Below are 24,546 nucleotides of genomic sequence, written 5' to 3'. Positions count from 1 at the left end.
TAAAAAAAGGTAAATTAAGGCTTGAAATTTAAATAAATTAAAAAGGTTTATCATTATCTTGTGTGCTAAATCCTAAATCATAAGCTGTAAAGTTTTTGTTACCAAAAATTCTATTTAAGTTTCTAAATGATTGTTGTAGAATTTCTTCGTTTTTTTCATATTTTAAGAAGCTTAAATATTCTTTTAAAAAATTATTTAATTCTTCGGTATTTAAATTTTTAATCAAAAGATTTAAATTCTTATCAATAAGCGTAAAAAGTTGTTTTTTTAATGCGAGTGTAGAATTTTTAATTTTTACATTGTTTAAAAAAGCTAAATTAACCTTGCAAATACCTAACAAGAATTCGCTATAGTTTAAATTTTTTCGAATATTTTTACTTTCAAATTCTCTAATATCACTATCTTCATAACCTTTTTTTTCTAAAATTTTATCCAATAAAATCTTATGCTTAAAACAAACACTATCACTAATTTGCTTAAAATCGTTACATATATCTGGATGCTGTTTTAAAAAAGCTATAAGTTCTAATTCTGCAATGTGATTTTTTTCTTTATGAAAATTATGTTTATTTTGAGAAATTAAAGGGGTTTGTATGGTTTTTTTTGAATTTTGTGATAAGATTATAAATTTCTCATCCACTTTTAATAAATTTGCAACTAGATTAGTATAAGAATTTGCTATTAAAGGTTCAAGATTAAAGGTGTATTTTTGTATGGTTTCTAAAGCCTTTTGTTTATCAAGGGTAGAATTTATAGAATAAGTAGATATTAAGCGTCTGATATAAAATTCACCAAGTTCTATTCCTTTATCGAGTATATCATGAAGTTTTGTGCTTTCATTTTTTGCTACGAGTTCAGCAGGATCTTTTCCACCCTGCAAAATTGCCACTTTACCGTCTATTTTATTTGTGCTTAATAAAAATGCTGAGCGTGTTGCGGCTTTTAATCCTGCTTCATCATTATCAAAACATAAGATCACTTTTGCATCATAACGGCGGATTAGGGGTAGATGATGTTCTGTTAATGCTGTTCCAAGGACTGCTACAGCATTATTAAATCCTGCTTTATGAAAAGCTATTGCATCCATGTAGCCTTCGCATACTATTATTTCTTTTTTTTTAGCTATGTTTTCTTTAGCAATATTAAAAGCATAAAAAATTCTACTTTTATCAAAAAGTATATTTTGAGGAGAATTTACATATTTTGCGGGTATATTTGGATTTAAAGTGCGTCCTCCAAACCCTACTAATAAGTCTTTATGATCGTAGATTGGAAAAGTTATACGCCATATAAAGCTTGCATAAAATTCATTATTTTCATCTTTTTTTAAAGCACCAACGTTTATTGCATCTTCTAAAGGAATTTTTTGATTTTGCAATAATCTTATACTATCTTCACTTGCTCCTGCAAAACCTAATTCGAATTTGGCTATATCTTTGTCATTTAAAGCTCTTTGGTAAAGATAGGTTAAAACTTCTTTGTGATGTTTGAGATTGTCTTTAAAATACGCGTTTAAACTCGGCAGTATGGATTTTAGTTCTTTTTTGTTTTCTTGTTTTTCTTTTGTATAACTCAAAGTAAAATTACTAAGGCTTGCCACTTTTTCAACTGCATCGGCAAAACTTAATTTTTCATAATCCATGACAAATTTAAAAGCATCTCCACCAGCTTTGCAAGCAAAACAATGATAAAAACCTTTGGTAGGATTGATGTGCATAGAGGGATTTTTATCTGCGTGAAAAGGGCAAATACAAACAAAGCTAGAGCCTTGTTTTTTTACTTCAATATAATTTTCTATGATATCAACAATATTAAGTCTTTGGGATAAATTTTCTATGCTTTCTTTAGTTATCATTTTATAAACCTTAATAAAATTATACAAAGATTTGGCTATAATTTAGCATAAAATTTTTTAGAGCGAGACTATGGATTTTTTCTTTGTAGAATACAGAGACCCTTTAGTAGGGCTTATAATTTTAACTATTTTAGTATTTGTTGTAGCTGTTGCTAATTATATTTGGAAAATATTTGCTAGCAAAGATGAAGAACAAAAACTTGAGAAATTTATAAAAAAATTTGAAATGGATAATGCCCATAAAGAATTGTTGAAAAGCAGTAGTCTAAGTTTTGGAAATTTAAGCTTTTTGGCTGAAATTTTTACTAAAAGTGGAGAGTTTGAAAAAGCAACTCAAATTTATTTAATTGCCCTTGAAAAATGCAAAGATAAACAAGAGAGAGAATTTATTTTTCTTGCTTTAGCAAAAGTTTATTTTAAGGCAGGATTTTTAGAGCGTGCAAAAGAAGTGTTATTGCAAGCTTTAAAACTTCGTCCAAGAAATATACAAGCTTTAAAACTTTTAAAAATAGTTTATTTAAAACTTCGTTCTTATAAAGAAAATTTAGAACTTTTAGAATGTCTTTTTGAGCTTAATGAAGATGTACAAAAAGAATATGATTTTATCAAGGCTTTAGAGCTTTGTACTTTTAATATTACCGATGAAGAAAAAAAGAAAAAACTTTTAGAATTTAAAATAAAAGATAATCCTATGTTGGGCCGTTTAATTTTTGAAAAATATCATGTATTTTTAGGACAAGACTTTTTTGATATTTGTGATTTGCTTTATGAAAGAAATGAAGTTTTGAATCTAGAAAACCAAGATTTTTTAGAATTTTTTTATGCTTTGGGTAAAATTTCAAAATATGATAATACACATCAGGTTATTTTTAAAAATTCTAGTTTTAAAATGTTAAAAATTTTAAAAGATAATTCTTTTAATGCAGGATTAGAATTTTCATACCGCTGTGTAGAGTGTAAAAGTGTTATGCCTTTGTTTTTTTATCATTGTCCTATTTGTTATGAGTTTAATACTTGTAAAATTATTTATGAAGTGAAAAACAATGAAACATATTGAAATTTATACAGATGGTTCTTGCCTTAATAACCCAGGTTTTGGTGGATGGGCTTATATTTTACGTTATAAGGAGTATCAAAAAGAAGGTTTTGGTGCTGAGGCTAATACTACTAATAATAGAATGGAATTAATGGCAATTATTAAATCCTTAAAAGCTTTAAAAGAGCCTTGTGAGATTTCGCTTTTTACAGATTCTAAGTTAATGGTTCAAAGCATTAATGAATGGCTAGAAGGATGGATAAAAAAGGATTTTAAGGGTAAAAAAAATATGGATTTATGGAAAGAATATATTAAAGTAGCAAAATCTCATAAGATCAAGGCTTTTTGGATAAAAGCACATGATGGACATTTGGAGAATGAAAGATGTGATACATTAGCACGTGAAGCTGCTTTGACATTACAAAGGGAAATGAATGGAAAATATTAAAATTTTAGAGCAAAATTTAACTTATGAATTTAAGGATAAAAATCTTCTTATACATGCTTTAACTCATAAAAGTTTTAAAAAATCTTACAACAACGAACGTTTAGAATTTTTGGGTGATGCAGTGCTTGATTTAGTTGTAGGAGAATATCTTTTTCATAAATTCGCTAAAGATGCTGAAGGGGATTTATCTAAGCTTAGAGCAGCTTTGGTAAATGAAAAATCTTTTGCAAAAATTGCAAATAGTTTAAATTTGGGCGATTTTATTTTCATGAGTGTTGCTGAGGAAAACAATGGAGGCAAACAAAAATCTTCTATACTTTCAGATGCATTAGAGGCTATTATAGGTGCTATACATTTGGAATCTGGGTTTGAGTTTGCAAAAACTATTGCTTTAAGGCTTATAGAAAAAAATTTCCCTCAAATTGATGCAAAAATTCTCATAAAAGATTATAAAACAAAATTACAAGAGCTTACACAAGGAAAAATTGGACAAACTCCTCAGTATGAAACAGTGCGTGCCTTTGGACCTGATCATTTAAAACAATTTGAAATCGCTTTAATACTTGATGGAAAAGAATTTGCAAGAGCTATTGCAGGAAGCAAAAAAGAAGCACAACAAATAGCGGCAAAAATTGTACTTGAAAAACTAGGAGCTTTATAGTGAATACTTTTGGCGCAAGATTAAGATTCACAAGCTTTGGTGAATCTCATGGTGTAGCTGTTGGGTGTATTATCGATGGGATGCCAGCAGGGGTTAAATTTGATGAAGAGTTTTTACAAAATGAGCTTGATAAACGTAAAGGCGGAAGTAAATTTACAACTCCAAGAAAAGAAGGCGATAAAGCTCAGGTTTTAAGTGGAGTTTTTGAAGGATATACGACAGGTCATCCTATAGCTATAGTAGTTTTTAATGAAAACGCTCATTCTAAAGACTATGATAATTTAAAAGATTTATTTCGTCCCGCTCATGCGGATTTTACTTATTTTTATAAATATGGCGTAAGAGATTATAGGGGTGGGGGTAGGTCAAGTGCTAGAGAAAGTGTGGCTAGAGTAGCTGGTGGTGCAGTTGCAGCTATGCTTTTAAGTGAATTTGGTATTTGCGTTCAAAGTGGTGTTTTTGGAGTAGGGGCTTTTGTTTCGAATTTAAAAGAAGAAGAATTTGATTTTGATTTTGCTAAGGAAAGTGAAATTTTTTGTCTTGATCCAAGGCTAGAAAATGACTTTAAAAATGAAATTTTAAATGCTAGAAATTCAAAAGATAGTGTAGGTGCTGCCATTTTTACAAAGGCTAGTGGTATGCTTATAGGGCTTGGAGAAGTTCTTTATGATAAATTAGATTCTAAACTAGCTCACGCTTTAATGGGGATTAATGCTGTTAAAGCAGTTGAAATAGGTGAAGGGATTAATGCAAGTAAAATACGTGGATCACGCAATAATGATGCTTTAAAAGATGGTAAGTTTTTAAGCAATCATAGCGGGGGAATTTTAGGAGGAATTTCAAATGGGGAAGATCTTATTTTAAAAACTTATTTTAAGCCTACACCTTCTATTTTTGCTAAGCAAAAAAGCATGGATAAATTTGGTAATAATTTAGAATTTGAACTCAAAGGTAGACATGATCCTTGTGTAGGTGTTAGAGGAAGTGTGGTTGCAACCGCTATGGTACGTTTAGTTTTGGCTGATTGTTTGCTTTTAAATGCGAGTGCGAATTTAAACAATTTAAAAAATGCTTATGGATTAAAATAAAAAAAGCCCATTTTATGGGCTTAATTGCAATATTTTGAAAAGATTTAAATACTATATCGCTTGTTTTGCTAAATACTTTATACTTTAACTAATAAAAAATTGATTAATATCGGCCTTATTTTCAAAAGCTATGCTTGTATAAGCTTGATTTTTAAATTTAAGTTCATAGCTTTTTCCTGCTTCGTGTTTAGTATAGGTAAGGGCTATTTTTAAGGCAAGTTCTAAGTCTTTTTCTGAAATTTTTTCATCTACTAAAGAGTAAGCTCCGATTAAATCTCCAAGTTCTATTGCTTCATATTTAGGAGTTTTTAAACCTTTTAAAAGAGTATTTTCGAGTTCATTTCTACCTATGATCATTTTAGCTCCATTGGGCAATCTTAAATGACGACCATATTTTAAAAGTTGCGCGTCATTAACCTGCATATCTTTGTCAAATTCTATGAAATCTCGAATTTTTTTAGCAAAACTATCAAGGGTTAGCAAACAACCTCCACCTGGACTTTCAAAGTCTTCTAGGTCAAATTTAGCTGCAAGTTCAAGTTGTCTCTTGCGACTTCTTCCGCTAATACCTTCGAGTTTTTCTCTATCTACCCAACCTTCTCTTTCGGGTTTGGTTAGTGGTAGGTTTTTTGCACACATAGGACGCAAGATTAGATCTTCTTCATCAAGGGCAAGTTTTTTAACTTTTGCCATTGCATCACTTCTTTGACTCATAGGGCGTTGTCCTAAAACTTCTCCTGTGATGATAAAACTTGCATTTTCTTCTTCTAACATAGCAAGAGCAGTTTTAAACATAAAAGCATGACAATCTATGCAAGGATTAAAATGTTTGCCATAGCCATATTGTGGATTAAAAAGCACTTCTTGAAGATAGGAATTTCTTACATCTATCATTTCAAAATCTGCGCCTACCATTGCAGCACGTTTTTTCATAATTTCACTTTTATCACTTGTACTTCCAAAACCTATGTTGATGTTTAGAGCTTTAACTTCAATACCTTGTGAAGTAATAAGTTTCATCGCAAGCATACTATCAAGTCCGCCGCTAAAAAGAGCTAATGCTTTCATTGATTCCTTTCTGAGATTATAAAATTTTTTAAGATTTTGTCGATTATAAAAGATATAATTTTAACTAAAAAATCTTTAAAATAAGGATTGGAAAGTGTTAAAAATAATTTTGGTTTTAAGCATTTTGAGTTCTTTTGCTTCCGCAAATTCTTGTGCTAACTACGAGCAAGAACTTAAAAAGTGTAATTCTTTAAAAAATTCACATGAGAGAAAAATGTGTCGTTTAGGTTTGTTTGCAAAATGTAAAAAAGGATAAATAATGAAAATCGATACTTCTGCTAGTTTAACTCATTCTTTAACTAACAATGTTGATAAAAAAGAGCTTAGCGTATTAAAAAAAGAAGATCAAGATAAAATTCCCGTGCAAGATCTTTCGAGTTTAAATAGTAATGGTGTTAAGGTTGTTTTTGAAAATAAGCAAGGCGAACTTATAGCTTTAAATTTAAGCGATGAAAATTATAGTAGTTTGCAAAAAAATTTTGGTTCTTATACGAATTATGTTGCTAGAAATGATGGCAGTATAAGGCTTAATGGCGAAGTAAATCAATTTATTTCAAATTGGTTTGAAAGTGTAAAAGATAATTTTGGTTCTTTAAATTCAAATTTAAATAATAAACAACAAAGTGTAAAATTAAATTTTAATACAAGCACCCTTCAACAAAGTATGCAAAATTTAGGCTTTAAAACAAGCGATGAAAAAATATCTGATGATGCAAATATAGAAGAAAAATTAAATTTTTTTATTGATAAAGATGTAAATAAAGATGGTAAGGTTGATGATAGCGATGTTAAAGAACCTAGCATGAGAGAAATTTTAAGTGACATTAAAGAAGCATCAGGTGGTGGATCTAATGCTATGAAAACCATAGATCCGCAAAAAATCAATAAAAAAGATGATGAGAAAAATAATATCAAAGAAAAAGAAGATGAAGATTTGCTTCAAAAAGCCCAAGAAAAAGGTTTAAGTGCTTTAAGTGCTGATGAGCAGGCAAAGCTTGAGGCTAATAATCCTGAAGAATTTGAAAAGCTCAAACAAAAATCTTTGCAAGAATTAAGTCAGAATTTAAGTAAAGATTTTCAAAATAAAATTGAAAATCAAGAAGCACAAATTATAGATAAGAGGGTGTAGCAAATTATAATTTTACCCTCTTAGGATTTTAAAATCATATATAATAGGTAGTGTAATTCTTAAATCTCCGTTATAGGGTGGAAAATTTAAAGAAGCTTTTTTTATACTTTCCAAAGCACTTTTATCTAACAAATCATATCCTGAGCTTTCGATGATTTTTAAATCTGCTAAAGTTTTGTTTTCTTTCCATAAAAATTCTACTTTTACAGTTCCTTGCATACGCATTTTTTTTGCTTGCCTCGGATAAAATTGTGCTTGTTGTATAGCTTTTTGGATTTCTTTTAATACAGGATGATTATCTTTTCCTTGTGTTAATTGGGTGATTTTAGGAGCGGCATTTACATTGTTTGTTTTTGTAAAAGTTTTAATTTCTTGAGTTGGCGCTATTGGGGTTTTATTTGGTATTGGGTGTGGAGGTGTTTTTTTTATCTTTTTTTGAATTTTTTCAGAAGTTTTTTTAATAACTTTTGGCTGAGGTTTTGGTTTGATAGGTTCTATAATGGATTCTGTTGGTTTAGTTTCATTTGTTGGATTAGTTTGGGTAAATTGTTTTATTGCCAAAGAAAAAGAATCTTCGTTTTTAATTTCCATTTTAAAAAAGTCATTCGAGTAAAAAATGACAAAAAGCAAAGGTATAAAGACTATAAAAGTTATATAAGAAGCTTGATATTTATGATTTAAAAATAAAGTTTTCATTTGTTTTTCTCAGTAAGAATCTGAAAATTTTCATGTTCTTTGGCTTTTAAAAAATCTATAATTTTTACAAAGCTTTCAAATTTAGCATTTTTATCGCTTTTTAGTTCTACTATGGTTTTTTTATCAAGTGAAAAAATAGCATTTTGAACTTCATTTAAATTGGCTAATTTATCATTTAAATAAAAAGTATTTTTTTCGTCTATGGTTATAAGAAGTTTTTTTTCATTATTGCTTATATTGGTGGCATTTGCACTTGAAGGAAGTGCAATTTGAATTTTTCCATATGCAATAAAGGTTGAAAGACTAAGCACTATAGCAAGTAAAACAAGCATAATGTCTATAAATGGAACTATATTTAAACCTTCATTTTTTGGTAGTTTAAGCATTTTTATTTGCCTTATAAGCATTGCTTAAGAGAGAAATTTTTCTAAGTAAAGCATTATAAGCCATTAAAGTAGGGATAGCAACTAAAAGTCCTAAAGCTGTAGCTTTAAGAGCTAAAGAAAGCCCTATGACTATGGATTTAACATCTATATTTCCCGCTAAGCCCATTTCATAAAATGTAACCATAATACCTATTACAGTACCTAAAAGTCCTATATATGGAGCATTAGAATAAATAATATATATAGTAGTTAAATTTTCGCTAATTGCATCATCAAATTGCTCTTGATTCTCATAATTTTTAAAGTTAATTTTTCTAAAAAATAGCATTCTTTCTATCACACACCAAAAAGCTATAAATGCCATAATTCCAAGTATTAAAAAGATAATCAAGTCAATATAATCTTTAAGAAATTCCATATTTTTCTCCAAAAATATACTTATAAATTTTAAAAGATTATACTATATAAAAAATAAATTTATAATTAATATCAATTATCATAATTTTTAAGAAATTCTTGTTTATGGTTTTTATTTTTATTGGGTTATAATTTAATAAGGTTTAACATGACTATAGATTTAAATCACAATTTTACCTCTTTTGTTCTCCTTGATGAAGTTGATTTTAATTTTCCGGAGTTAAAAAGCATTTTAGAAGATAAATTCAATATAAAAATAGCTGATGAAAATTTTACCAAAGAGGGTGTGATTTTTTCGTATGAAAATATGTTGATTACTTTAAACTTAATTAAAAACCCTATACCTAATCACGAAGCAGAATATTATGCAAAATTAATTTTATGTGGAAAGATGCCTTAGAGCAAACAAAAAACATAAAGCTCATCTTCTTATAGCAGTGTTAAGTCAAGATCAAAGTAAAATAGAACAAGCTAAAATATTTACAAAATTGTAGCTTTATGTTTAGATAACAAACATGCTTTAGATTTTTATACAGGTGCAGTTGTTTTAGAGCCATATTTTTATATAGAGAATGCAAAAATGTTAGATGATAACCGCTTGCTTGTATATAATTGGATATATGTTAGTGTTTATCCTAGTAAAAATGGAGTCAATGCTTATACTTATGGGCTTAGAAATTTTGATAAATTAGAGCTTGAAGTTTGTGATTTAAATATAAAAGAAAAAGAACTTTTCTTTTATATTTATGATATTATCTTGCATATTTTACTTATGATATTAGCTTAAAAGATAAAGATATTTTAAAATTTGAAGATGGATAAAGAAATAAAATTTATAAAAAGTCATGAGAATGAAAGCTTGAAAATTATTTTTTAGATTTCACATTCACTTCACAGTTTTAAGTTAAAGTTTCGCCAACCAAATAAAAAGGAGAAATTATGAAAGCAAAATTAGCTTTATTTACTTTGTTAAGTGCTACAATACTTTTAGCTAGAGATATGGTTGTTCCTGCGAGTGAGCTTCCAAATAATGCTAAAGAATTTATTTCTAAAAATTTTAAAACCGCTCAAATTGGTTTAGTGAAAAAAGATATAGATTCTTATGATGTGATTTTAAATGATGGCACTGAAATTGATTTTATGGTTAATGGAGAGTGGAAAGAAGTTGATGGAAAATACAAAGCTTTGCCTCACACTATTTTACCTAGTGTTATGAAAAAAGTAAGTCAAACTCAGCCAAATGCTCAGATTCTTGAAATAGAGAAGGAAATTAATGGCTATAAATTTAAGTTTAACAATAATATGAAAGTTTATACAGATATGCAAGGAAATATTTTAGGTCAAAAATTAGATTAATTTTTGAAAATTTAACTCCCTTAGAAAATTTGATGCAAAAATTTGGAAGCATAGTCTTCCAAAATTTTATTTTTTGATTGCAAAACCCAAAATATATTTAGTTTTAAAATAATACTTTATTGATACAAGTGATTGTTTTTTTATAAAATTAAATTTACAAAATGTTACATAAGATTTAAAATATTTTTTTAAAAAAATAATTATTTAGAAATATTTTGCTAAAATAAAAAAAATAAAAAAGATGTAATTTTAAATTTTAAGGAAGAATAATGAATACTCCTAAATGGAATAGCCACGATACAAGGTGGGTTTTATCTCTTTTTGGAACAGCTATTGGGGCTGGGGTGCTTTTGCTACCTATTAGTGCTGGACTTGGCGGATTGATACCTTTATTGGTTATACTTGTTTTAGCTTTTCCTATGACTTATTTAGCTCATAGGAATTTATGTCGTTTTGTGCTTTCAAGTTCTAATCCAAAAGATGACATTACTTTTGTTGCAGAAAGTTATTTTGGAAAGGGTGGTGGATTTTTAATTACGCTTTTATATTTTTTTGCTATTTTACCTATTTTATTGGTTTATAGTGCCAATCTTACAACAACTTTACTTGAGTTTTTAATCAATCAGTTTAATTTTAATGCAGATCTTACTCATGCTGCTCGTTGGTGGGTGAGTTTTTTAATTGTTGGAGTTTTGGTTCTTATTTCTATTCTTGGTGAAAACGCCGTAACAAAAGCAATGAGTTTTCTTGTTTTTCCTTTTATTATATTTTTATTTATTTTTTCATTGCTTTTAATCCCACAATGGAATTTATCATTATTTACAAATGTTGATCTTTCTGTAGTCTCAACAAGTAATTTTTGGGTTACTTTATGGCTTGTTATTCCTGTAATGGTTTTTAGTTTTAATCACTCTCCTATTATTTCTTCACTTGCTTGTTATTGTAAAAAAGAATATGGTGATTATGCCGAACCTCGTGCTAGAAAAATTATTTCTTTAGCAATTATTCTTATGGTTTTTGTTGTAATGTTTTTTGTTTTTTCTTGTGCTTTAACCTTTACACCGGAAGATTTTGCATTGGCAAAGAAACAAAATATCAATATTCTTACTTTTATAGCAAATAAATTTCCTGAAGTTTCTTTATTAACTTATGTTGGACCTATTGTTGCACTTGTAGCTATTAGTAAAAGTTTTTTAGGCCATTATCTTGGTTCTCAAGAAGGTTTAAATGGTATTTTATATAAAGCAAGTAATGGCAAAATTCAAAGTAAGTTTGCTCAGACTTTAACAGCGATTATTACTTTTGCTATTGCTTGGTTTGTTGCATATAAAAATCCAAGTATTATCGGGATTATTGAAGCTATTGGTGGTCCTGTTTTAGCTATTTTGCTTTTTTTAATGCCACTTTATTGTATTTATCGTTTCGATATTTTAGCAAGATTTCGTAATAAATTTTTAGATCTTTTTATTTTAATAATGGGGTTGGTTGCAATTTCTGCTGCAATTCATAATCTTTTATAAAATTGAGGTAAAAAATGAGCAATTTAAGTATTTTTAAAATAGGTGTTGGTCCTTCATCTTCTCATACTTTAGGACCTATGCTTGCTGGAAATTTATTTTGTAAAAAAGTTGCTAAAAAACTTGATGAAATTAATAGAGTTGAGGTTATTCTTTATGGTTCTTTATCATTAACAGGAAAGGGGCATCTGAGTGATAAGGCTGTAATTTGGGGATTAAATGGTTTAGAAGCTAAAAATTTAAGTGCAGTTATACAAGAAGAAGTAAATAAAAATGCTATTAAAAATGCTAAAATTAATTTTTGCGGTAAAAAGAAACTTGATTTTAATTATGAAAAAGATTTAGTATTTTCTAAAGATTTTTTACCTTTACATGAAAATGGCATGAAAATTAAAGTTTATGATTGTAAAAATGTATTAATTGATGAAGAAACTTATTATTCTGTAGGCGGAGGCTTTGTTTTAACAGCTGCACAATTAGAAAAAAAGGATAAAAATTCCAACCAAAATAAAAAGGAAAAACTAGATATAGAGCTTAACAATGCAAAAGAAGCTTTAGAGCTTTGCGATAAAAGAGATTGGGATTTAGCAGAGCTTTCTTATCGCTATGAATTACAATTTCATACTAAAGAGGAAATTCGTGCTTATTGTCTTGAAATTTGGGAAGTAATGCAAGAAGTGTATTATAATGGTACACATCCAAATGAAGAGTATTTGCCTGGAAAACTTCATTTAAAACGTAGAGCTAAAGGACTTAAAGAAAGAGTTGCAATGACAGCTGATCCTATGGGTATTATCGATTTTATTTCTTTATATGCTATTGCAATTGCTGAAGAAAATGCTAGTGGAGCAAAAGTTGTAACTGCTCCAACAAATGGAGCATGCGCTGTTATACCTGCTGTTATGCTTTATCTTAAAAATCATACTATAGGATTTAGCGATGAAAAGGCTATAGAGTTTTTATTAACGGCGATGCTTATAGGTTCTTTTTATAAGAAAAATGCAAGTATTAGTGGAGCAGAAGCAGGTTGTCAAGCAGAAATTGGTAGTGCTAGTTCTATGGCAGCTGCGGCTATGGCAACAGTTTTAGGAGCTAATGCTTTTAAAGCTTGCAATGCTGCTGAAATGGCAATGGAGCATCATTTAGGTTTAACTTGCGATCCAGTTGCAGGACTTGTGCAAATTCCTTGCATAGAAAGAAATGCTTTTGGAGCGATTAAGGCCATAAGTGCTGCTAGAATGGCAATGACACGTAAATCTACTCCTATGGTAAGCCTTGATGAGGTTATAGAAACCATGTACGAAACAGGAAAAGATATGAATTATAAATACAAAGAAACTTCTTTAGGTGGTCTTGCTACAAATTTAAAAACGGTATGCTAAAGTGTTTTTTACACTTTAGTGTATTTTTTCGTTCTTTGACTTAAAAATTCTTTCATTTCTTCTTTGGAAAAACTTTTTAGAATACGAATTTGCTTAAAAAGCAAGCCAAGATTGATTGCTCCCATCACTAAAAGCAGTAAGCAAATCATTAAAAAAACAAGATCTATGGCCCCAAATTCATTAATCATAGCCAAACTTGCAAAAAATACGCTTGCTAATAATAAAAAAAATAAAAGCAATATTTGTTTTAATTTTGCTTCATTAAAATTATCAAAATTTTGAGTGAAATTTCTAAAAAGTATGATCTTTTTACCCAAATTTGAAACTAAAATTTCATCATTTTCTTTAAATAAACCTTCTTTTAAACTTTGATAAAAAAAGATTTCATTGTTTAAATTTAAATCATCTTTGTAGCTTGATAAGGTGTAGTCTTTGTAAAAAAAGGATTTTAATTCATTTTTCTTTTCTATTTTAAATAATCTTAAATCATTTCTTGCATAAAAAAATCCACTAAAGTTCATAAATGCCATAAGTATCACTCCCTAAAAAATTCCTATAAAGTGGCTTGAAATTTAAAGGTATTGTAACATTTTTTTCATCATTTAAACTTGAACTTTGGAAAATCAAAAACATATCTATTTCATCTTTGAAGATTTTGAGAAAATTTTCTCCACCCTCATACATTAAAAATTTAGCTTCACTTGGAATTTGGGTATAAATTTGGCGGTTTGGCACTTTAAATAAGGGGATATTTTTATTAAAATTATCTATATTTTGATGGCTTAAGATACAAAGATTAGGCGCTTTTGCTTTGCAAAGCCTAGCATCTAGTATAGGGCGGTCTTTTCTTACGGTTTCTCCGCCTACTACAAGCAAATCAATTACCGCTCTAATTTTATGCGCATAAGTGCGACTTAGCTCATTGCTTACGATTTTGCCAAAAGGTGAGCCGTTCATAGAAAGGGCTAATTTAAAAAGTTTAAATTGCCCTTTTTGCCATTTTAAAAAAGGTTTTAAAAGTTTTTTTCCTTCTTCTTTAAGTATGTCAAATTCAACTTCTATGCCTTGTTTTTTTAAAAACTCAGCCCCACCACTTGCGATTTTATTTTCATCTTTAACGCTGATAAAAATTTTTTTAAAACCTAGCTCGCTAAAGAGTTTTGCACAAGGAGGCGTTTTTCCTTGATGAGAGCAAGGCTCAAGCGTTACAAAAGCTATGCTATCTTTAAATACACCTTGATGGTTTTTGCAAATGAAATCATGTAAAGCGTTTGCTTCTTTGGGCAATGAAATTTCAGGTCTTAAGCTTTTAAAAGCATGAGCTATGGCATTGAGTTCCGCATGAGCTAATCCAGCTTTTTCATGAGCTTTTATGGCTAAAATTTTGCCATTTTTATCTAAGATTACACAGCCTACAGCCGGATTTGGATAAGTTAAAAACTGATATTTCCAAGCCTCATTTAAGGCCAAATTCATATAAAATTCTTTCATTTGCCTACCTTATATTTTAAAATTTGACATATTTTTAAAATTTTATATTTTTATTTTAAGATAATAAATTCTAAATTTTCCATTTGTATTTCTTATTTTTAATTATTATATTAGTCATAGTTTTTCTAAGTTTTTTAGGGTATAACAAAAATAGTAAGGCTGAAGTATTATTTTTCATTTGTAGTATCCTTTATAATTTCAGGAATGATATAAGCTTGATAAACTAGAAAGTCTTGGTGGCCGGGAGAAAGGGATTCGAACCCCTGGAGGTGTGACCCTCAACGGTTTTCAAGACCGCCGCTTTCGACCACTCAGCCATCTCCCGATAAAGTAAAGTTTTGCCTTTTGGAGGCGACATCCGGATTCGAACCGGAGATCAAGGCTTTGCAGGCCCATGCCTTACCGCTTGGCTATGTCGCCCTGATAATGTCGAAAAAGTGGTGCCCGAGGCCGGACTTGAACCGGCACGGAAGAAAAATTCCGAGGGATTTTAAGTCCCTTGTGTCTACCAATTCCACCACCCGGGCGGGTGATTATGGAGCGGGAAACGAGATTCGAACTCGCGACCCCAACCTTGGCAAGGTTGTGCTCTACCCCTGAGCTATTCCCGCATAAATTTCTGAAAGAATTGAAGATAAAAGTATAGCAAAATAAACTTAAAAGGAGTTTATTTTGCCTTAAGTTATTTGCAAATAAATAAAGCTTTTGCACTTAAAATTTGTTCTTTTTCGCTGATAATCGGAGATGAAAGTTCTATATTGTCAGATTTCGCATTTAGCATTCTAGATACGATATTGGTATTTGTATTTACTTGTAAATTTTTCAATACACAAGTTTTATTAAGATCTAAAGAGTAAGTTTTTTCATATTCGTATGATGTCTTTAAAAGCTCTTTGTAGAGATTTTCTTTGTTGTTGTTTAGTGTATCTTTTGAAAATCTTGTTTGTATGGCTGGTGTTGAAACACTGATGAAATTATTTTTAGCTATGATAGAATTGATGTCGTTTAAGAGCTTGTTAAAATCTGCAAGTTGGTTTTCTTTAAATTCACATTCTAAATTTGCATCAAATCTTTGACCTTTTGGAGTTTGTATACCATCTTTATAGGAAAAATTAGGCTCTAAAGAAAAACTTCCTCCGCTACAAAAATTTTCTTTTTTTGAGCGTTCTAAAATTTGATTAAAAGTATTTGCGATTTCGGCTTTTTCACTATTGTCTAATGTAATTTTTGAACTTAAATTTTCATTTGCCCAAAAATTAATATTTGCATATAAAATATCAGGCTTTAAAGTATTGCTTACTTCTATATTTCTTGAAAAATATAAATCATGATTAGAGTCTTTTTTACCTAAAAATTCCACATTAAAAACTACTCCTGCAACAAAAAGCAATAAACATAAAAAACCTATACCTAAACCTTTAAAAAAAGCTAACATGGATATCCTTAATAATTTAATTTAAGCTAATTTTAGCAAAAAATTTTAAAATTTTTTGCTATACTCTCATTTATGCAAAAAAAAGAGCTTGAAAAACTGCAAGAAAATTTACTTCTTTGGTATGAAAAAAATGGACGCAAAACTTTGCCTTGGCGTAATTTACAAAGTCGAAATTGTGATGAAAGTTTAAAGCATATTGATAGAGCTTATGGGGTTTATATCAGCGAAATTATGCTTCAGCAAACTCAAGTTAAATCAGTTTTAGAAAGGTTTTATTTTCCCTTTTTGCAAAAATTTCCTACTTTAGAAAGCTTGGCTAATGCTAATGAAGATGATCTTTTAAAGGCTTGGCAGGGACTTGGTTATTACACTCGTGCTAGAAATTTAAAAAAGGCAGCCTTAGAATGCGTGGATAAGTTTGGAGCTAAATTACCTAAAGAAGTTGAGGATCTAAAAAAATTAAGCGGTATAGGAGCTTATACGGCAGGAGCTATAGCATGTTTTGGTTATGATCAAAAGGTTTCTTTTGTTGATGGCAATATACGTCGCGTGCTTTCTCGTCTTTTTGCTTTGGAAAATCCTAGCATGAAAGAACTTGAAAAAAGAGCTAAAGAGCTTTTAAATTTAAATCACGCCTTTGATCACAATCAAGCCTTGCTTGATATAGGGGCTTTAGTTTGCGTGAGTAAAAATGCAAAGTGTGGAATTTGTCCTTTGTATGATTTTTGTCAAGGTAAATTTAATACAGAGCTTTACCCAAGAGCTAAAAAAATGCTTTATGAAAGCGTAAATTTAAATCTTTTTTTGTTTGAATTTAATAAAAAATTTGCTATACAGCAAAGTCAAGATAAGCTTTATAAGGGTATGTATAATTTTCCTTTTTTTAAAGAAGGAGAGTATAAACTTTCTAAAGATATAAGTTTTGCAGGGGAGTTTAAGCACGGCTATACTAAGTATAAACTTAATATCAAGGTTTATCATCAAATTTTAAACAATGAAAATAAAAATTATGAATTTAAAACCTTAAAAGAGTTAGAAAATACCGCACTTTCGGCACTTTCTTTAAAAGCGTTAAAATTTAGTTTTTATTAATTTAAATTTTTTATAATTTGCCATTATTTTATTATAAAGGATAATAAATGAATAAGATCAGTGTAGCTCATTTAGGCGATGATTTTTTAAATCAAACTAGAATAGAACTCAAGGAAAAATTAGATTTAACAGGATGTGAAGTTAGTTTTAATAAACTTCAAGCCAATACCTGTGTGCCTTTTATCCATCATCATAAACAAAACGAAGAGCTTTTTATTATTTTAGAGGGACAAGGTGAATTGGTTTTAGATGGAGAAAAAATTCTTGTAAATAAAGGTGATGTTATAAGAGTTAAACCCGAAGTAAAAAGACAATTTTTTGCTAAAAGTGTTTTAAATTTTATTTGTGTTCAAGTTAAAGAGCATTCTTTGGGAATGTTTAGTTGAGTTCGCTTTTTTTAGGCAAGCATAAAGTAGCTATAAGCATGATGATTGTAAAAATAGTTATATAGATAAAAAAGCCATTTTCTATACCTGCATTTTTAAATTGTAAAGCAACCCAAGGAGCAGATCCTCCAAAAACAGCATTTGAAATAGCATAACCCAAACCTGTCCCTAAAGCTCTTACATGTTCAGGAAAAAGTTTTGCTTTAAAAATCCCAGCAACTGAAGTATAAAAACTTAAAATAACAAACAATAATACCACTAACATAAATGTCAAAGAAGAATTATTTTGCGCGTTATTGGCTATAAGTGAAAAAATAGGATAAATTCCTACCAATGTTAAAATACAAAATACAATTAAAGATCGTTTGTGACCTATTTTATCTCCTATATATCCAAAAAGAGGTTGAATGATCATTAGTATAAATAAAGCACCTAAGAAAAGATTATTAACAAGCATTTTATCCATACCCGTATTTTCCATAAAAGTTTTAGTATAAGTTGTAATAGTATAAAAAGCTAAAGAACCTCCAGAAGTAACCCCAAGCACCATTAAAAAAGGTTTCAAAGATTTGCATAATGCTTTTAAAGTACCACGATCTTCATGCTGGTGAAGTTTTGTAGCACTTTCATTCATCATTTTTCTTACAAAAAGCGAGCCTAGTACTAAAATTCCACCTATTACAAAAAGTATTCTCCAAGCATAATCTTTCATATCATCAATGCTAAAAAATAAAAACATTATACTAATGCTTGCAACGGCCAAAAGTTGACCACCTATTAGGGTTACATACTGAAAAGATGAGTAAAAACCGCGTTTTCCTTCTGTAGCAAGTTCTGAAAGATAAGTAGCTGCTATGCCATACTCCCCGCCTACACTAAGACCTTGAATGAGTCTTGCTATTAAAAGTAAGATAATAGCAAGATCGCCCACTGTATCTTTGCTTGGTAAGGCTGCTATCATAAAAGAGCCCAAAGCCATTAAAACCACTGATATAACCATAGATTTCTTACGACCTACTTTATCAGCTAAAGAGCCAAAAAGCCAAGAGCCTATAGGACGCATAAAAAATCCTGCTGCAAAAACCCCAAAGGCATTGATTTGCTGGATAACAGGATTATCTGAAGTTGAAAAAGTATGAGCAAAATAAGTTGCTGTAAAAGCATAGATATAAAAGTCAAACCATTCTACTAAATTTCCACTACTTGCAGCAACAATAGAGCGAATTTTTTTCGTGCGAGTAAGCTCTTGCATAAATCCTTCCTTAATTTTAGATTTTTATTTAAGTATAGTGTGATTTTTGCTTAATATATTTAAAAATAAAGAAGAGAAATAAAAAAGATAAAAATATTGATAAAAATGTTACATATTTTAATAAATTTCATAAATTTTGGTAAAATGTTTACTCTAGGAAATATAATGAAATTTAAAAAAATATATATAGAATTAAGCGATATTTGTGGTTTAAAATGCGATTTTTGCTCTTCTCAAAAGGCTGTTCGTGGGGTAATGAGTGAAGAAAAATTTCAAAACTTAGCTCATGAAATCTCTGCTAAGGCTGAGCTTTTTACATTTCATCTTTTAGGCGATCCCTTGCTTTTGCCTAATTTAGAGAATTACCTAAAAATTGCAAAAAATGAAGCTATGAAGCTTGAAATCACTACAAGTGGCTTTTATCTAAATTCTAAAAATCAAGCTTTATTATTAAAGTATGATAATATCCATCAAATCAATATTTCTTTAATGTCTTTTTTAAGTCAAAGCAAAATTTCTTTAGAACAGTATTTTAAGCCTATTTTAGAACTTTGCAAAAAGCATTTAGAGCAAAAAAGCCTTTCTTTTATCAATCTAAGACTTTGGAATTTAGATGCTAATTTTAAAGCACCCAAGTCAAATTTAAAAATTTATGAGTTTTTAGCCAAAGAATTTGAAGTTAAGATCGATACAAACTTAAGTAAAAATCGCTTGCAAAGACATATTTTGCTTCATCAAAATAAACTTTTTAAATGGCCAAATTTAAAAGATGAGCCCCTTTATAAAAAAGGAAAATGTTATGCTTTAAAAGATCAAGTTGGAATTTTAAGCGATGGAAGTTTGGTGCCTTGTTGTTTAGATGCTAAGGCAGATATTAATTTAGGAAATATTTTTAAAAATAGTTTTGATAAGCTTCTTAAATCACCACGTGCAGAAGCGATTAAAAAAGCTTTTGAAGAAGATGAACGCATAGAAAAACTTTGTCAAACTTGCGAATTTTTTAAAGCAAGATTGAGTGATTAAAAATTGTTATTTTCTAGCTTTGTTTTAAATTCTTGAATTCTATCTATTATCTTAGGACTAAGACGTAATAATATATGTGTATCTTTGTTAAAATAAATACTTCCTGTTTTAACTGCTTTGGTATTTTTCAATAAAGCATTTGTATCCAAAAGATTATTTTTGACATTCATTCCAAGAATGAGTATATCCGGATTTTGTTTCAGTATGTATTCTGCTGATATAACAGGTCTTGAAATTTGACTTTGCGGACTTAAATTTTTAATCCCTATGAGTCTTAAAATATCAGCCATTAAAGAATTGTCATTAAAGGCCATTAAAGGGTTGCTAGAATAAAGATAAATTGCACTTTTATTTAAAGGTTTATCACTTAATTTTTTTAAATTTTGAGCAAATTCTTGTTTTAAAAGCTCCGCTTCTTTTTCTTTTTTGGTGATTTGGCCTAAGGTTGTGATATTGTTTGTTATATCTTCTAAACGCTCAGCTTTTAAATTGATACTTTTGATACCAAAATTTTTAAGTCCTTCTTCTAAATTTAAAGAATAAGAGCTTAAAATCACTAAACTCGGTTTTAATACTACTATTTTTTCAAGTGAGGGATTTGAAAAAGTGCCCACGCTTGTAAGTTTTGAGGTTTTATCCTTAGGATAAATATTTGAGTGTTGTAAAGTGGCAATGCCTACGATTTGATCATCAGCTTTAAGCATAAAAAGGGTTTCTATGCTTGCAGGATCAAGCACTACAAGGCGTTCTTTTGCATTTAGTGTGATTAAAAACAAACTCATAATAATTAAAATTTTTTTCATTTTTTCTCCTTTAAAGCTAAAATATAAGGTTTGGAATTTTTATAAATAATCTTGCAGTTTAAATCATAAATTTCTTTTAAAATTTCTTGGGTAAAAAGCTCTTTGTTTGTTCCAAAATATCTTATCTCCCCTTCTTTTAAAAAAACAATTTTATCACAAAACATAGAAGCTAAATTTAAATCATGTAAAATGGCAACAACGGCTATATTTTTTTCTTTAACTAGTTTTTCACAAAGGCTTAAAAGTTCTATAGCATAGTTTAAATCAAGGGCTGAAGTGGGTTCATCTAAAAAAAGAATTTTTGGCTTTTTAAGCAAAGCTCTTGCTAAAAGCATTCTTTGAAATTCACCCCCGCTTAAAGAAAGTATACTTCTTTCTAGAAAATTTTCAAGTTTTAAATCCTTAGCAAATTCTTTAATTTCTAAAATATCTTCTTTAGAATGAGAACTAAAAGCGTGTTTTAAATTCGCATATTTGCTCATTAAAAGCACATCGATGACTTTTAAAGGGGTGTTTAATTCTGATTTTTGAGGCACAAAGCCGCAAATTTTAGCAAATTCTTTAAGAGAAAAATCTTTGATATTTGTATTAAAAAGACTTATTTCTCCTTTATCTGGGCTTAAATTTTTAAGTATAAGTTTTAAAAGGGTGCTTTTGCCTGAACCATTTGGCCCTAAAATTCCAACAAAAGATCTGTTTTTAAGTTCTAAATGAATATTTTTTAGTAAATCTTTTTGGTGATAAGCAAAGCTTAAATCTTGTATTTTTAGCATTATAAAAATCTCCTAGCATTTAAAGCCAAGTATAAAAAAACAGGAGCTCCAAAAAATGCAGTTAGAATTCCAATCGGAATTTGCACAGGGGCTAAAAGAGTTCTTGCTAAAGTATCACAAATAAGTAAAAATAATCCTCCAAATGCTGTACATAAAGGGATAACTAAGGCATTATCATAATTTTTAAGCAAAAGTCTTATGGTATGAGGAATGATGAGTCCAACAAAGCCTATAAGCCCGCTAAAAGCAACCGCAAAAGATACAGCCAAGGATGAGACAATGAGTAAATTTATCTTTAATTTTTGAGCATTTACCCCTAGATTTCTAGCTTCATCATCCCCGCTTAAAAGTATGTTTAATTCGTTTTTATGAGCGTAAAAATAAAACAAACAAAAAATTAAAGGTAAGATTAAAATTCCTACACGAAACCAAGAAGCATTGCCTATATTTCCCATAAGCCAAGCGACTATTTTAAAAGAATCCTCACCTATAAGATAGGTAAAAAAAGAAGTAAAAGCACCTAAAAAAGACGAAGCAGCTATACCAATGATGAGTAAAGTAGCTATAGAAGCTTTAGAAGAAATTTTAAAAACTCCTAGGGCAAAAAAGGCAGAGCAAATAAAACCTAAAATTCCATAATAATAATCATTCAATTTTAACAAATATGCCAAAACTGCACCGAAGGTTGCCGCAGAAGCTATACCTATGATATAAGGATCGGCTATAGGATTTGAAAATACATTTTGAGTGATAGCTCCACTACTAGCTAAAAGCATACCAATTAAAATCGCCATTATAATTCGTGGCAAACGTCCATCTATGATGATCTGACGCAAAATTTCGTCTTGACTAAAGATATATGAAAAAAGTTCTTTTGGGTTTAAATTCTCATCTCCTAAACAAAGCGCAATAAAACAAGTGATTATATAGGCTAATAAAAGCCCTATAATTACTAAATTTTTAGAATGCATATTTAAATTCGACATAGTAGTTTCTGCCATTTCCAACTAAGTATTGATCATTTATGCTGTCTTGATAGGTGTAGTATCTTTTATCAAAAAGATTGTGAATTCCTGCTAAAATTTGTAATTTTTTATAATGGTATCTCATACCAATATCAGTTAAAAAATAATCCCTTATCCAAGAATTTTTAGATATTTTTCCTGTATTTTCATCTATAGTTCCACCATCTTTTGCTCTAGAAAAATAGGTTAAATCAATAAAATTTGAGAAATTTTTATTCCAAGTGTATTCAAGTGCTGCTGTGGCTTTGATTTTTGAGACATAAGGAATTCTCATGCCATCATTAATACCTTTAGAAATTTTAGCATCAAGATAAGTTAGACTTTCTCTAAAGATTAAATCATCATCTAAAAAATTTTGACTCAGACTTAGTTCTACTCCCAAACGGCGAGTTTGATCTATATTATAATATTGCCAAAATCCTCCACCTGTTGCATGAGGGTTTCCAAGATAAGAAATTTCATCTTTGCTTAAGGTGCAAAATAAAGTCAGATTAAAGCCGTAAAAATCCCACCAAAAATCATCAATTCCTAGTTCAAAGGTATTAAAGATCTCAGGATTTAAATTTGCAGAATAATACTTTTGTGAATTTTTATCTTTATTGACAAATTGTGCTGGACTTGGAGAGACAAAACCTCTTTCGTATTTGATATAAAGCTTTCCTGTGTCTGAGTATTTAAAATTTGGAGTGATTTCAAAGGCGAAGTTATGACTTGTATCATCGGTTGAAAAAAGTTCAGTTTTAATATTAGGTTTTCCAAACATTATCATATTGCTAGTGTAATTTCTATTGGTGTCATAAAGACTATATTCATATCTTGCTCCACCTGAAATACTAAAAATATCATTAAATTCATGAGAATCAAGAGCGAAAATAGAATGGCTTTGTTTATCCATATCCATAAGCGTTGTCATAGTATGACTCATTTGAAACTTAGGGCTATTTACATCATAATGAATAATGCTTTTTCTTTTTGCATCATGGTTTGCAAATTCATAACCAAAAATAAAATAGGAATTATTTGCGTAATTTAGCTTGTTTTTTAAACTTATCCCTGTAAGTGTGTCTTCAAAACCACTTCCATTTTGATATACAGGGACACTTAGCCCCATAGAACTCATTGTAGAAACATCTTTTAGATAATTGATCTTTTGATTTTGCCAAAAAGCTTCTAGGTTAAATTCCCATATATCATCAAAATAGTAATGATAATCCAAAGAAATTTCAGGGTGATTGATTTGTGTGATATTGTCACTATTGCCTTTTTGAGTTGGATTGTTTTGAGCTTGTGCTTTTGTTAGATAGCCACTGCTAGTATTTTTGCTTTTAAAATAATTATAACCCAAGGTTAAATCGCTATTATCATTGATATCAATATAGGTTTTTGTGTTGATAAAATAACCTTTTTCATTATAACCTTCTTGATATCCATCACGGTTAAAACCTTGTATATCAAAGCTAAAAGCTAAATTTTCATTTATTTGTTTGGCGCCATTGATACCTAAATTTCCACCTAGTCTACCATGATCATAAGCACTGCTTTTTAAATTTATAGCAAAAGCATCTGATTTTTGCTTTTTTGTAATGATATTAATCACACCACCTCTAGTACCACTTCCATAAAGCACAGAACCACCCCCAGGTAAGATTTCTATGCGTTCTACATTGTCTAAATTTATACTTTCTAATGGAGTTATACCATGAGAATTATCAAGGACATTAATAGTATGCCCATCGACCATAACTTTTACAGCTATATTGGATTTATCTCCTTGTCCGCGTATATCTATATTGCGTCCAAGTCCAAAATTTACAAAACTAATTCCTGAAATTCTTTCTAAAGCCTGTTCTAAAGAAACATAACCTTTATTTTGTAAATCTTTTCCCTCTATGCTGATTACATTGCGTAAATTTGAGTCCGCATCTTGTTCAAAACCTGTTGTACTAACAACAACTTTTTGTAGATTGATAGCTTCATTTGATTCTTGTGCATTTAAATTAGTTATTAGCAATAATGCAAATAAAGATAATTTAAAAGCTTTTTTATTTGGGTACAAATTTTACTCCTTAAATAAAATAAATAATGATAATTTATATCATAATAATTTAGAAGTAAATTTATCCTTTATTTACTTAATTTAGTATAAATTTTTGTTAAAATAGACAATATTATATATTTTAAGTATTTTTTAATTTGATAATTGATACCATTTTTTTCATAGTTTTAT

At 29.3% G+C, this 24,546-nt stretch carries 25 protein-coding genes, 4 tRNA genes and 1 pseudogene; 13 read left to right on the top strand and 17 right to left on the bottom strand.

The annotated features are described in order from the left end of the window. Positions 1-37: 37 nt before the first annotated feature. Positions 38-1,855, bottom strand: a complete 1,818-nt coding sequence (dnaG, locus tag ACOTU8_RS05260; protein WP_422342085.1) for a DNA primase — start codon at positions 1,853-1,855, stop codon at positions 38-40. Positions 1,856-1,925: 70 nt separating this feature from the next. Here dnaG and ACOTU8_RS05255 point away from each other — a divergent pair, with 70 nt between their 5' ends. Genes ACOTU8_RS05255 through aroC form a run of 4 tightly spaced genes read left to right on the top strand, consistent with a single transcriptional unit; the run spans position 1,926 to position 5,088 of the window. Next, positions 1,926-2,912, top strand: a complete 987-nt coding sequence (locus tag ACOTU8_RS05255) for a tetratricopeptide repeat protein (protein ID WP_422342084.1) — start codon at positions 1,926-1,928, stop codon at positions 2,910-2,912. After that, a complete protein-coding gene (gene rnhA, locus ACOTU8_RS05250; protein WP_422342083.1) occupies positions 2,899-3,339 on the top strand; it encodes a ribonuclease HI in 441 nt (146 codons plus the stop codon). Before ACOTU8_RS05255 ends, rnhA begins: the two co-directional genes overlap by 14 nt. Beyond that, complete coding sequence (gene rnc, locus ACOTU8_RS05245; protein WP_422342082.1) at positions 3,326-4,000, top strand: ribonuclease III; 675 nt, start codon at positions 3,326-3,328, stop codon at positions 3,998-4,000. The genes rnhA and rnc overlap by 14 nt, the downstream gene beginning before the upstream one ends. Then, positions 4,000-5,088 (top strand): chorismate synthase, encoded by a 1,089-nt coding sequence (gene aroC, locus ACOTU8_RS05240; RefSeq protein WP_422342081.1) that lies wholly within the window; start codon positions 4,000-4,002, stop codon positions 5,086-5,088. The genes rnc and aroC overlap by 1 nt, the downstream gene beginning before the upstream one ends. An 84-nt stretch (positions 5,089-5,172) precedes the next feature. Here aroC and ACOTU8_RS05235 read toward each other — a convergent pair whose 3' ends face one another. Continuing rightward, positions 5,173-6,156: an ATP-binding protein gene (locus ACOTU8_RS05235; protein WP_422342080.1), complete on the bottom strand. Its 984-nt coding sequence runs from the start codon at positions 6,154-6,156 to the stop codon at positions 5,173-5,175. A 94-nt stretch (positions 6,157-6,250) separates the two neighbouring features. Between ACOTU8_RS05235 and ACOTU8_RS05230 the strand changes: the two genes are divergently transcribed. Together ACOTU8_RS05230 and ACOTU8_RS05225 are read left to right on the top strand one after the other, a co-directional pair. Beyond that, positions 6,251-6,412, top strand: a complete 162-nt coding sequence (locus ACOTU8_RS05230) for a hypothetical protein (RefSeq protein WP_422342079.1) — start codon at positions 6,251-6,253, stop codon at positions 6,410-6,412. 3 nt (positions 6,413-6,415) lie between these two features. Then, complete coding sequence (locus ACOTU8_RS05225) at positions 6,416-7,285, top strand: hypothetical protein (RefSeq protein WP_422342078.1); 870 nt, start codon at positions 6,416-6,418, stop codon at positions 7,283-7,285. Between the two features lie 12 nt (positions 7,286-7,297). Here the strand turns inward: ACOTU8_RS05225 and ACOTU8_RS05220 are convergent, their stop codons facing one another. The 3 genes from ACOTU8_RS05220 to exbB are packed head-to-tail and all read right to left on the bottom strand — an operon-like array spanning position 7,298 to position 8,785. Next, positions 7,298-7,981, bottom strand: a complete 684-nt coding sequence (locus ACOTU8_RS05220) for a TonB family protein (protein ID WP_422342077.1) — start codon at positions 7,979-7,981, stop codon at positions 7,298-7,300. Next, complete coding sequence (exbD, locus tag ACOTU8_RS05215; protein ID WP_422342076.1) at positions 7,978-8,367, bottom strand: TonB system transport protein ExbD; 390 nt, start codon at positions 8,365-8,367, stop codon at positions 7,978-7,980. Before exbD ends, ACOTU8_RS05220 begins: the two co-directional genes overlap by 4 nt. Continuing rightward, positions 8,360-8,785: a TonB-system energizer ExbB gene (exbB, locus tag ACOTU8_RS05210; RefSeq protein ID WP_422342075.1), complete on the bottom strand. Its 426-nt coding sequence runs from the start codon at positions 8,783-8,785 to the stop codon at positions 8,360-8,362. The genes exbD and exbB overlap by 8 nt, the downstream gene beginning before the upstream one ends. A gap of 147 nt (positions 8,786-8,932) precedes the next feature. Between exbB and ACOTU8_RS05205 the strand changes: the two are divergent. The 4 genes and pseudogenes from ACOTU8_RS05205 (at position 8,933) to sdaA (ending at position 13,039) form a co-directional block, all read left to right on the top strand. After that, positions 8,933-9,661, top strand: a pseudogene (locus tag ACOTU8_RS05205) (DUF4261 domain-containing protein). A 62-nt stretch (positions 9,662-9,723) separates the two neighbouring features. After that, positions 9,724-10,140 carry a PepSY-like domain-containing protein gene (locus tag ACOTU8_RS05200; RefSeq protein ID WP_422342074.1) on the top strand — a complete coding sequence of 139 codons (417 nt, stop codon included), beginning with the start codon at positions 9,724-9,726 and terminating at the stop codon, positions 10,138-10,140. 269 nt (positions 10,141-10,409) lie between these two features. Then, positions 10,410-11,660, top strand: a complete 1,251-nt coding sequence (sdaC, locus tag ACOTU8_RS05195) for an aromatic amino acid transport family protein (RefSeq protein WP_422342073.1) — start codon at positions 10,410-10,412, stop codon at positions 11,658-11,660. A 14-nt stretch (positions 11,661-11,674) separates the two neighbouring features. After that, positions 11,675-13,039: an L-serine ammonia-lyase gene (gene sdaA, locus ACOTU8_RS05190; protein WP_422342072.1), complete on the top strand. Its 1,365-nt coding sequence runs from the start codon at positions 11,675-11,677 to the stop codon at positions 13,037-13,039. 8 nt (positions 13,040-13,047) lie between these two features. Here sdaA and ACOTU8_RS05185 read toward each other — a convergent pair whose 3' ends face one another. From ACOTU8_RS05185 to ACOTU8_RS05155, 7 genes are all read right to left on the bottom strand, one after another. After that, positions 13,048-13,569: a hypothetical protein gene (locus ACOTU8_RS05185; RefSeq protein ID WP_422342071.1), complete on the bottom strand. Its 522-nt coding sequence runs from the start codon at positions 13,567-13,569 to the stop codon at positions 13,048-13,050. Continuing rightward, positions 13,550-14,530, bottom strand: coding sequence for a bifunctional diaminohydroxyphosphoribosylaminopyrimidine deaminase/5-amino-6-(5-phosphoribosylamino)uracil reductase RibD (ribD, locus tag ACOTU8_RS05180; RefSeq protein WP_422342070.1), 981 nt, complete (start codon positions 14,528-14,530; stop codon positions 13,550-13,552). Before ribD ends, ACOTU8_RS05185 begins: the two co-directional genes overlap by 20 nt. Before the next feature lie 237 nt (positions 14,531-14,767). Then, positions 14,768-14,855, bottom strand: a tRNA-Ser gene (locus tag ACOTU8_RS05175). 21 nt (positions 14,856-14,876) lie between these two features. Continuing rightward, a tRNA-Cys gene (locus tag ACOTU8_RS05170) sits at positions 14,877-14,950 on the bottom strand. A gap of 18 nt (positions 14,951-14,968) precedes the next feature. Beyond that, positions 14,969-15,057: transfer RNA gene (locus ACOTU8_RS05165), tRNA-Leu, on the bottom strand. Between the two features lie 9 nt (positions 15,058-15,066). Next, positions 15,067-15,141, bottom strand: a tRNA-Gly gene (locus tag ACOTU8_RS05160). A gap of 71 nt (positions 15,142-15,212) precedes the next feature. Then, on the bottom strand, positions 15,213-15,965 hold the full coding sequence (locus tag ACOTU8_RS05155; RefSeq protein WP_422342069.1) for a hypothetical protein: 753 nt from the start codon (positions 15,963-15,965) through the stop codon (positions 15,213-15,215). 72 nt (positions 15,966-16,037) lie between these two features. On the opposite strand from ACOTU8_RS05155, the gene mutY reads away from it, so the two are divergent. Both mutY and ACOTU8_RS05145 read left to right on the top strand, forming a co-directional pair. Next, entirely contained in the window at positions 16,038-17,057 is a 1,020-nt protein-coding gene (mutY, locus tag ACOTU8_RS05150) for an A/G-specific adenine glycosylase (RefSeq protein WP_422342068.1), read from the top strand. A gap of 47 nt (positions 17,058-17,104) precedes the next feature. Beyond that, positions 17,105-17,443: a cupin domain-containing protein gene (locus ACOTU8_RS05145; RefSeq protein WP_422342067.1), complete on the top strand. Its 339-nt coding sequence runs from the start codon at positions 17,105-17,107 to the stop codon at positions 17,441-17,443. Here the strand turns inward: ACOTU8_RS05145 and kgtP are convergent. Further along, positions 17,436-18,695, bottom strand: a complete 1,260-nt coding sequence (gene kgtP / locus ACOTU8_RS05140) for an MFS transporter (RefSeq protein ID WP_422342066.1) — start codon at positions 18,693-18,695, stop codon at positions 17,436-17,438. The genes ACOTU8_RS05145 and kgtP overlap by 8 nt on opposite strands. 165 nt (positions 18,696-18,860) lie before the next feature. On the opposite strand from kgtP, the gene ACOTU8_RS05135 reads away from it, so the two are divergent. After that, a complete protein-coding gene (locus tag ACOTU8_RS05135) occupies positions 18,861-19,718 on the top strand; it encodes a radical SAM/SPASM domain-containing protein (RefSeq protein ID WP_422342065.1) in 858 nt (285 codons plus the stop codon). On the opposite strand, the gene chuD is transcribed toward ACOTU8_RS05135, so the two are convergent. The 4 genes from chuD to chuA are packed head-to-tail and all read right to left on the bottom strand — an operon-like array spanning position 19,715 to position 24,375. Then, complete coding sequence (gene chuD / locus ACOTU8_RS05130; protein ID WP_422342064.1) at positions 19,715-20,521, bottom strand: ABC transporter substrate-binding protein; 807 nt, start codon at positions 20,519-20,521, stop codon at positions 19,715-19,717. The two genes, ACOTU8_RS05135 and chuD, sit on opposite strands and share 4 nt — an antisense overlap. Beyond that, a complete protein-coding gene (gene chuC / locus ACOTU8_RS05125; RefSeq protein WP_422342063.1) occupies positions 20,518-21,294 on the bottom strand; it encodes an ABC transporter ATP-binding protein in 777 nt (258 codons plus the stop codon). The genes chuD and chuC overlap by 4 nt, the downstream gene beginning before the upstream one ends. After that, positions 21,294-22,280 carry a FecCD family ABC transporter permease gene (gene chuB, locus ACOTU8_RS05120; protein ID WP_422342111.1) on the bottom strand — a complete coding sequence of 329 codons (987 nt, stop codon included), beginning with the start codon at positions 22,278-22,280 and terminating at the stop codon, positions 21,294-21,296. Before chuB ends, chuC begins: the two co-directional genes overlap by 1 nt. Further along, positions 22,255-24,375, bottom strand: a complete 2,121-nt coding sequence (gene chuA / locus ACOTU8_RS05115) for a TonB-dependent receptor (RefSeq protein WP_422342062.1) — start codon at positions 24,373-24,375, stop codon at positions 22,255-22,257. Before chuA ends, chuB begins: the two co-directional genes overlap by 26 nt. Between the last annotated feature and the right edge of the window lie 171 nt (positions 24,376-24,546).

The sequence above is a fragment of the Campylobacter jejuni genome (genome assembly GCF_049221745.1).
Lineage (GTDB): Bacteria > Campylobacterota > Campylobacteria > Campylobacterales > Campylobacteraceae > Campylobacter_D > Campylobacter_D jejuni_E.
This window is presented reverse-complemented; position numbering and strand designations above follow the sequence as displayed.

What these genes read in the sequence shown, in the direction of transcription:
- ACOTU8_RS05235 (WP_422342080.1), bottom strand. Translation starts at nt 6,156, where the DNA reads ATGAAAGCATTAGCTCTTTTTAGCGGCGGACTTGATAGTATGCTTGCG.
- ACOTU8_RS05135 (WP_422342065.1), top strand. Translation starts at nt 18,861, where the DNA reads ATGAAATTTAAAAAAATATATATAGAATTAAGCGATATTTGTGGTTTA.
- ribD (WP_422342070.1), bottom strand. Translation starts at nt 14,530, where the DNA reads ATGAAAGAATTTTATATGAATTTGGCCTTAAATGAGGCTTGGAAATAT.
- sdaA (WP_422342072.1), top strand. Translation starts at nt 11,675, where the DNA reads ATGAGCAATTTAAGTATTTTTAAAATAGGTGTTGGTCCTTCATCTTCT.
- ACOTU8_RS05225 (WP_422342078.1), top strand. Translation starts at nt 6,416, where the DNA reads ATGAAAATCGATACTTCTGCTAGTTTAACTCATTCTTTAACTAACAAT.
- dnaG (WP_422342085.1), bottom strand. Translation starts at nt 1,855, where the DNA reads ATGATAACTAAAGAAAGCATAGAAAATTTATCCCAAAGACTTAATATT.
- ACOTU8_RS05200 (WP_422342074.1), top strand. Translation starts at nt 9,724, where the DNA reads ATGAAAGCAAAATTAGCTTTATTTACTTTGTTAAGTGCTACAATACTT.
- ACOTU8_RS05220 (WP_422342077.1), bottom strand. Translation starts at nt 7,981, where the DNA reads ATGAAAACTTTATTTTTAAATCATAAATATCAAGCTTCTTATATAACT.
- kgtP (WP_422342066.1), bottom strand. Translation starts at nt 18,695, where the DNA reads ATGCAAGAGCTTACTCGCACGAAAAAAATTCGCTCTATTGTTGCTGCA.
- ACOTU8_RS05145 (WP_422342067.1), top strand. Translation starts at nt 17,105, where the DNA reads ATGAATAAGATCAGTGTAGCTCATTTAGGCGATGATTTTTTAAATCAA.
- ACOTU8_RS05155 (WP_422342069.1), bottom strand. Translation starts at nt 15,965, where the DNA reads ATGTTAGCTTTTTTTAAAGGTTTAGGTATAGGTTTTTTATGTTTATTG.
- ACOTU8_RS05255 (WP_422342084.1), top strand. Translation starts at nt 1,926, where the DNA reads ATGGATTTTTTCTTTGTAGAATACAGAGACCCTTTAGTAGGGCTTATA.
- exbB (WP_422342075.1), bottom strand. Translation starts at nt 8,785, where the DNA reads ATGGAATTTCTTAAAGATTATATTGACTTGATTATCTTTTTAATACTT.
- exbD (WP_422342076.1), bottom strand. Translation starts at nt 8,367, where the DNA reads ATGCTTAAACTACCAAAAAATGAAGGTTTAAATATAGTTCCATTTATA.
- chuD (WP_422342064.1), bottom strand. Translation starts at nt 20,521, where the DNA reads ATGAAAAAAATTTTAATTATTATGAGTTTGTTTTTAATCACACTAAAT.
- rnhA (WP_422342083.1), top strand. Translation starts at nt 2,899, where the DNA reads ATGAAACATATTGAAATTTATACAGATGGTTCTTGCCTTAATAACCCA.
- chuB (WP_422342111.1), bottom strand. Translation starts at nt 22,280, where the DNA reads ATGTCGAATTTAAATATGCATTCTAAAAATTTAGTAATTATAGGGCTT.
- mutY (WP_422342068.1), top strand. Translation starts at nt 16,038, where the DNA reads ATGCAAAAAAAAGAGCTTGAAAAACTGCAAGAAAATTTACTTCTTTGG.
- sdaC (WP_422342073.1), top strand. Translation starts at nt 10,410, where the DNA reads ATGAATACTCCTAAATGGAATAGCCACGATACAAGGTGGGTTTTATCT.
- ACOTU8_RS05185 (WP_422342071.1), bottom strand. Translation starts at nt 13,569, where the DNA reads ATGGCATTTATGAACTTTAGTGGATTTTTTTATGCAAGAAATGATTTA.
- chuC (WP_422342063.1), bottom strand. Translation starts at nt 21,294, where the DNA reads ATGCTAAAAATACAAGATTTAAGCTTTGCTTATCACCAAAAAGATTTA.
- rnc (WP_422342082.1), top strand. Translation starts at nt 3,326, where the DNA reads ATGGAAAATATTAAAATTTTAGAGCAAAATTTAACTTATGAATTTAAG.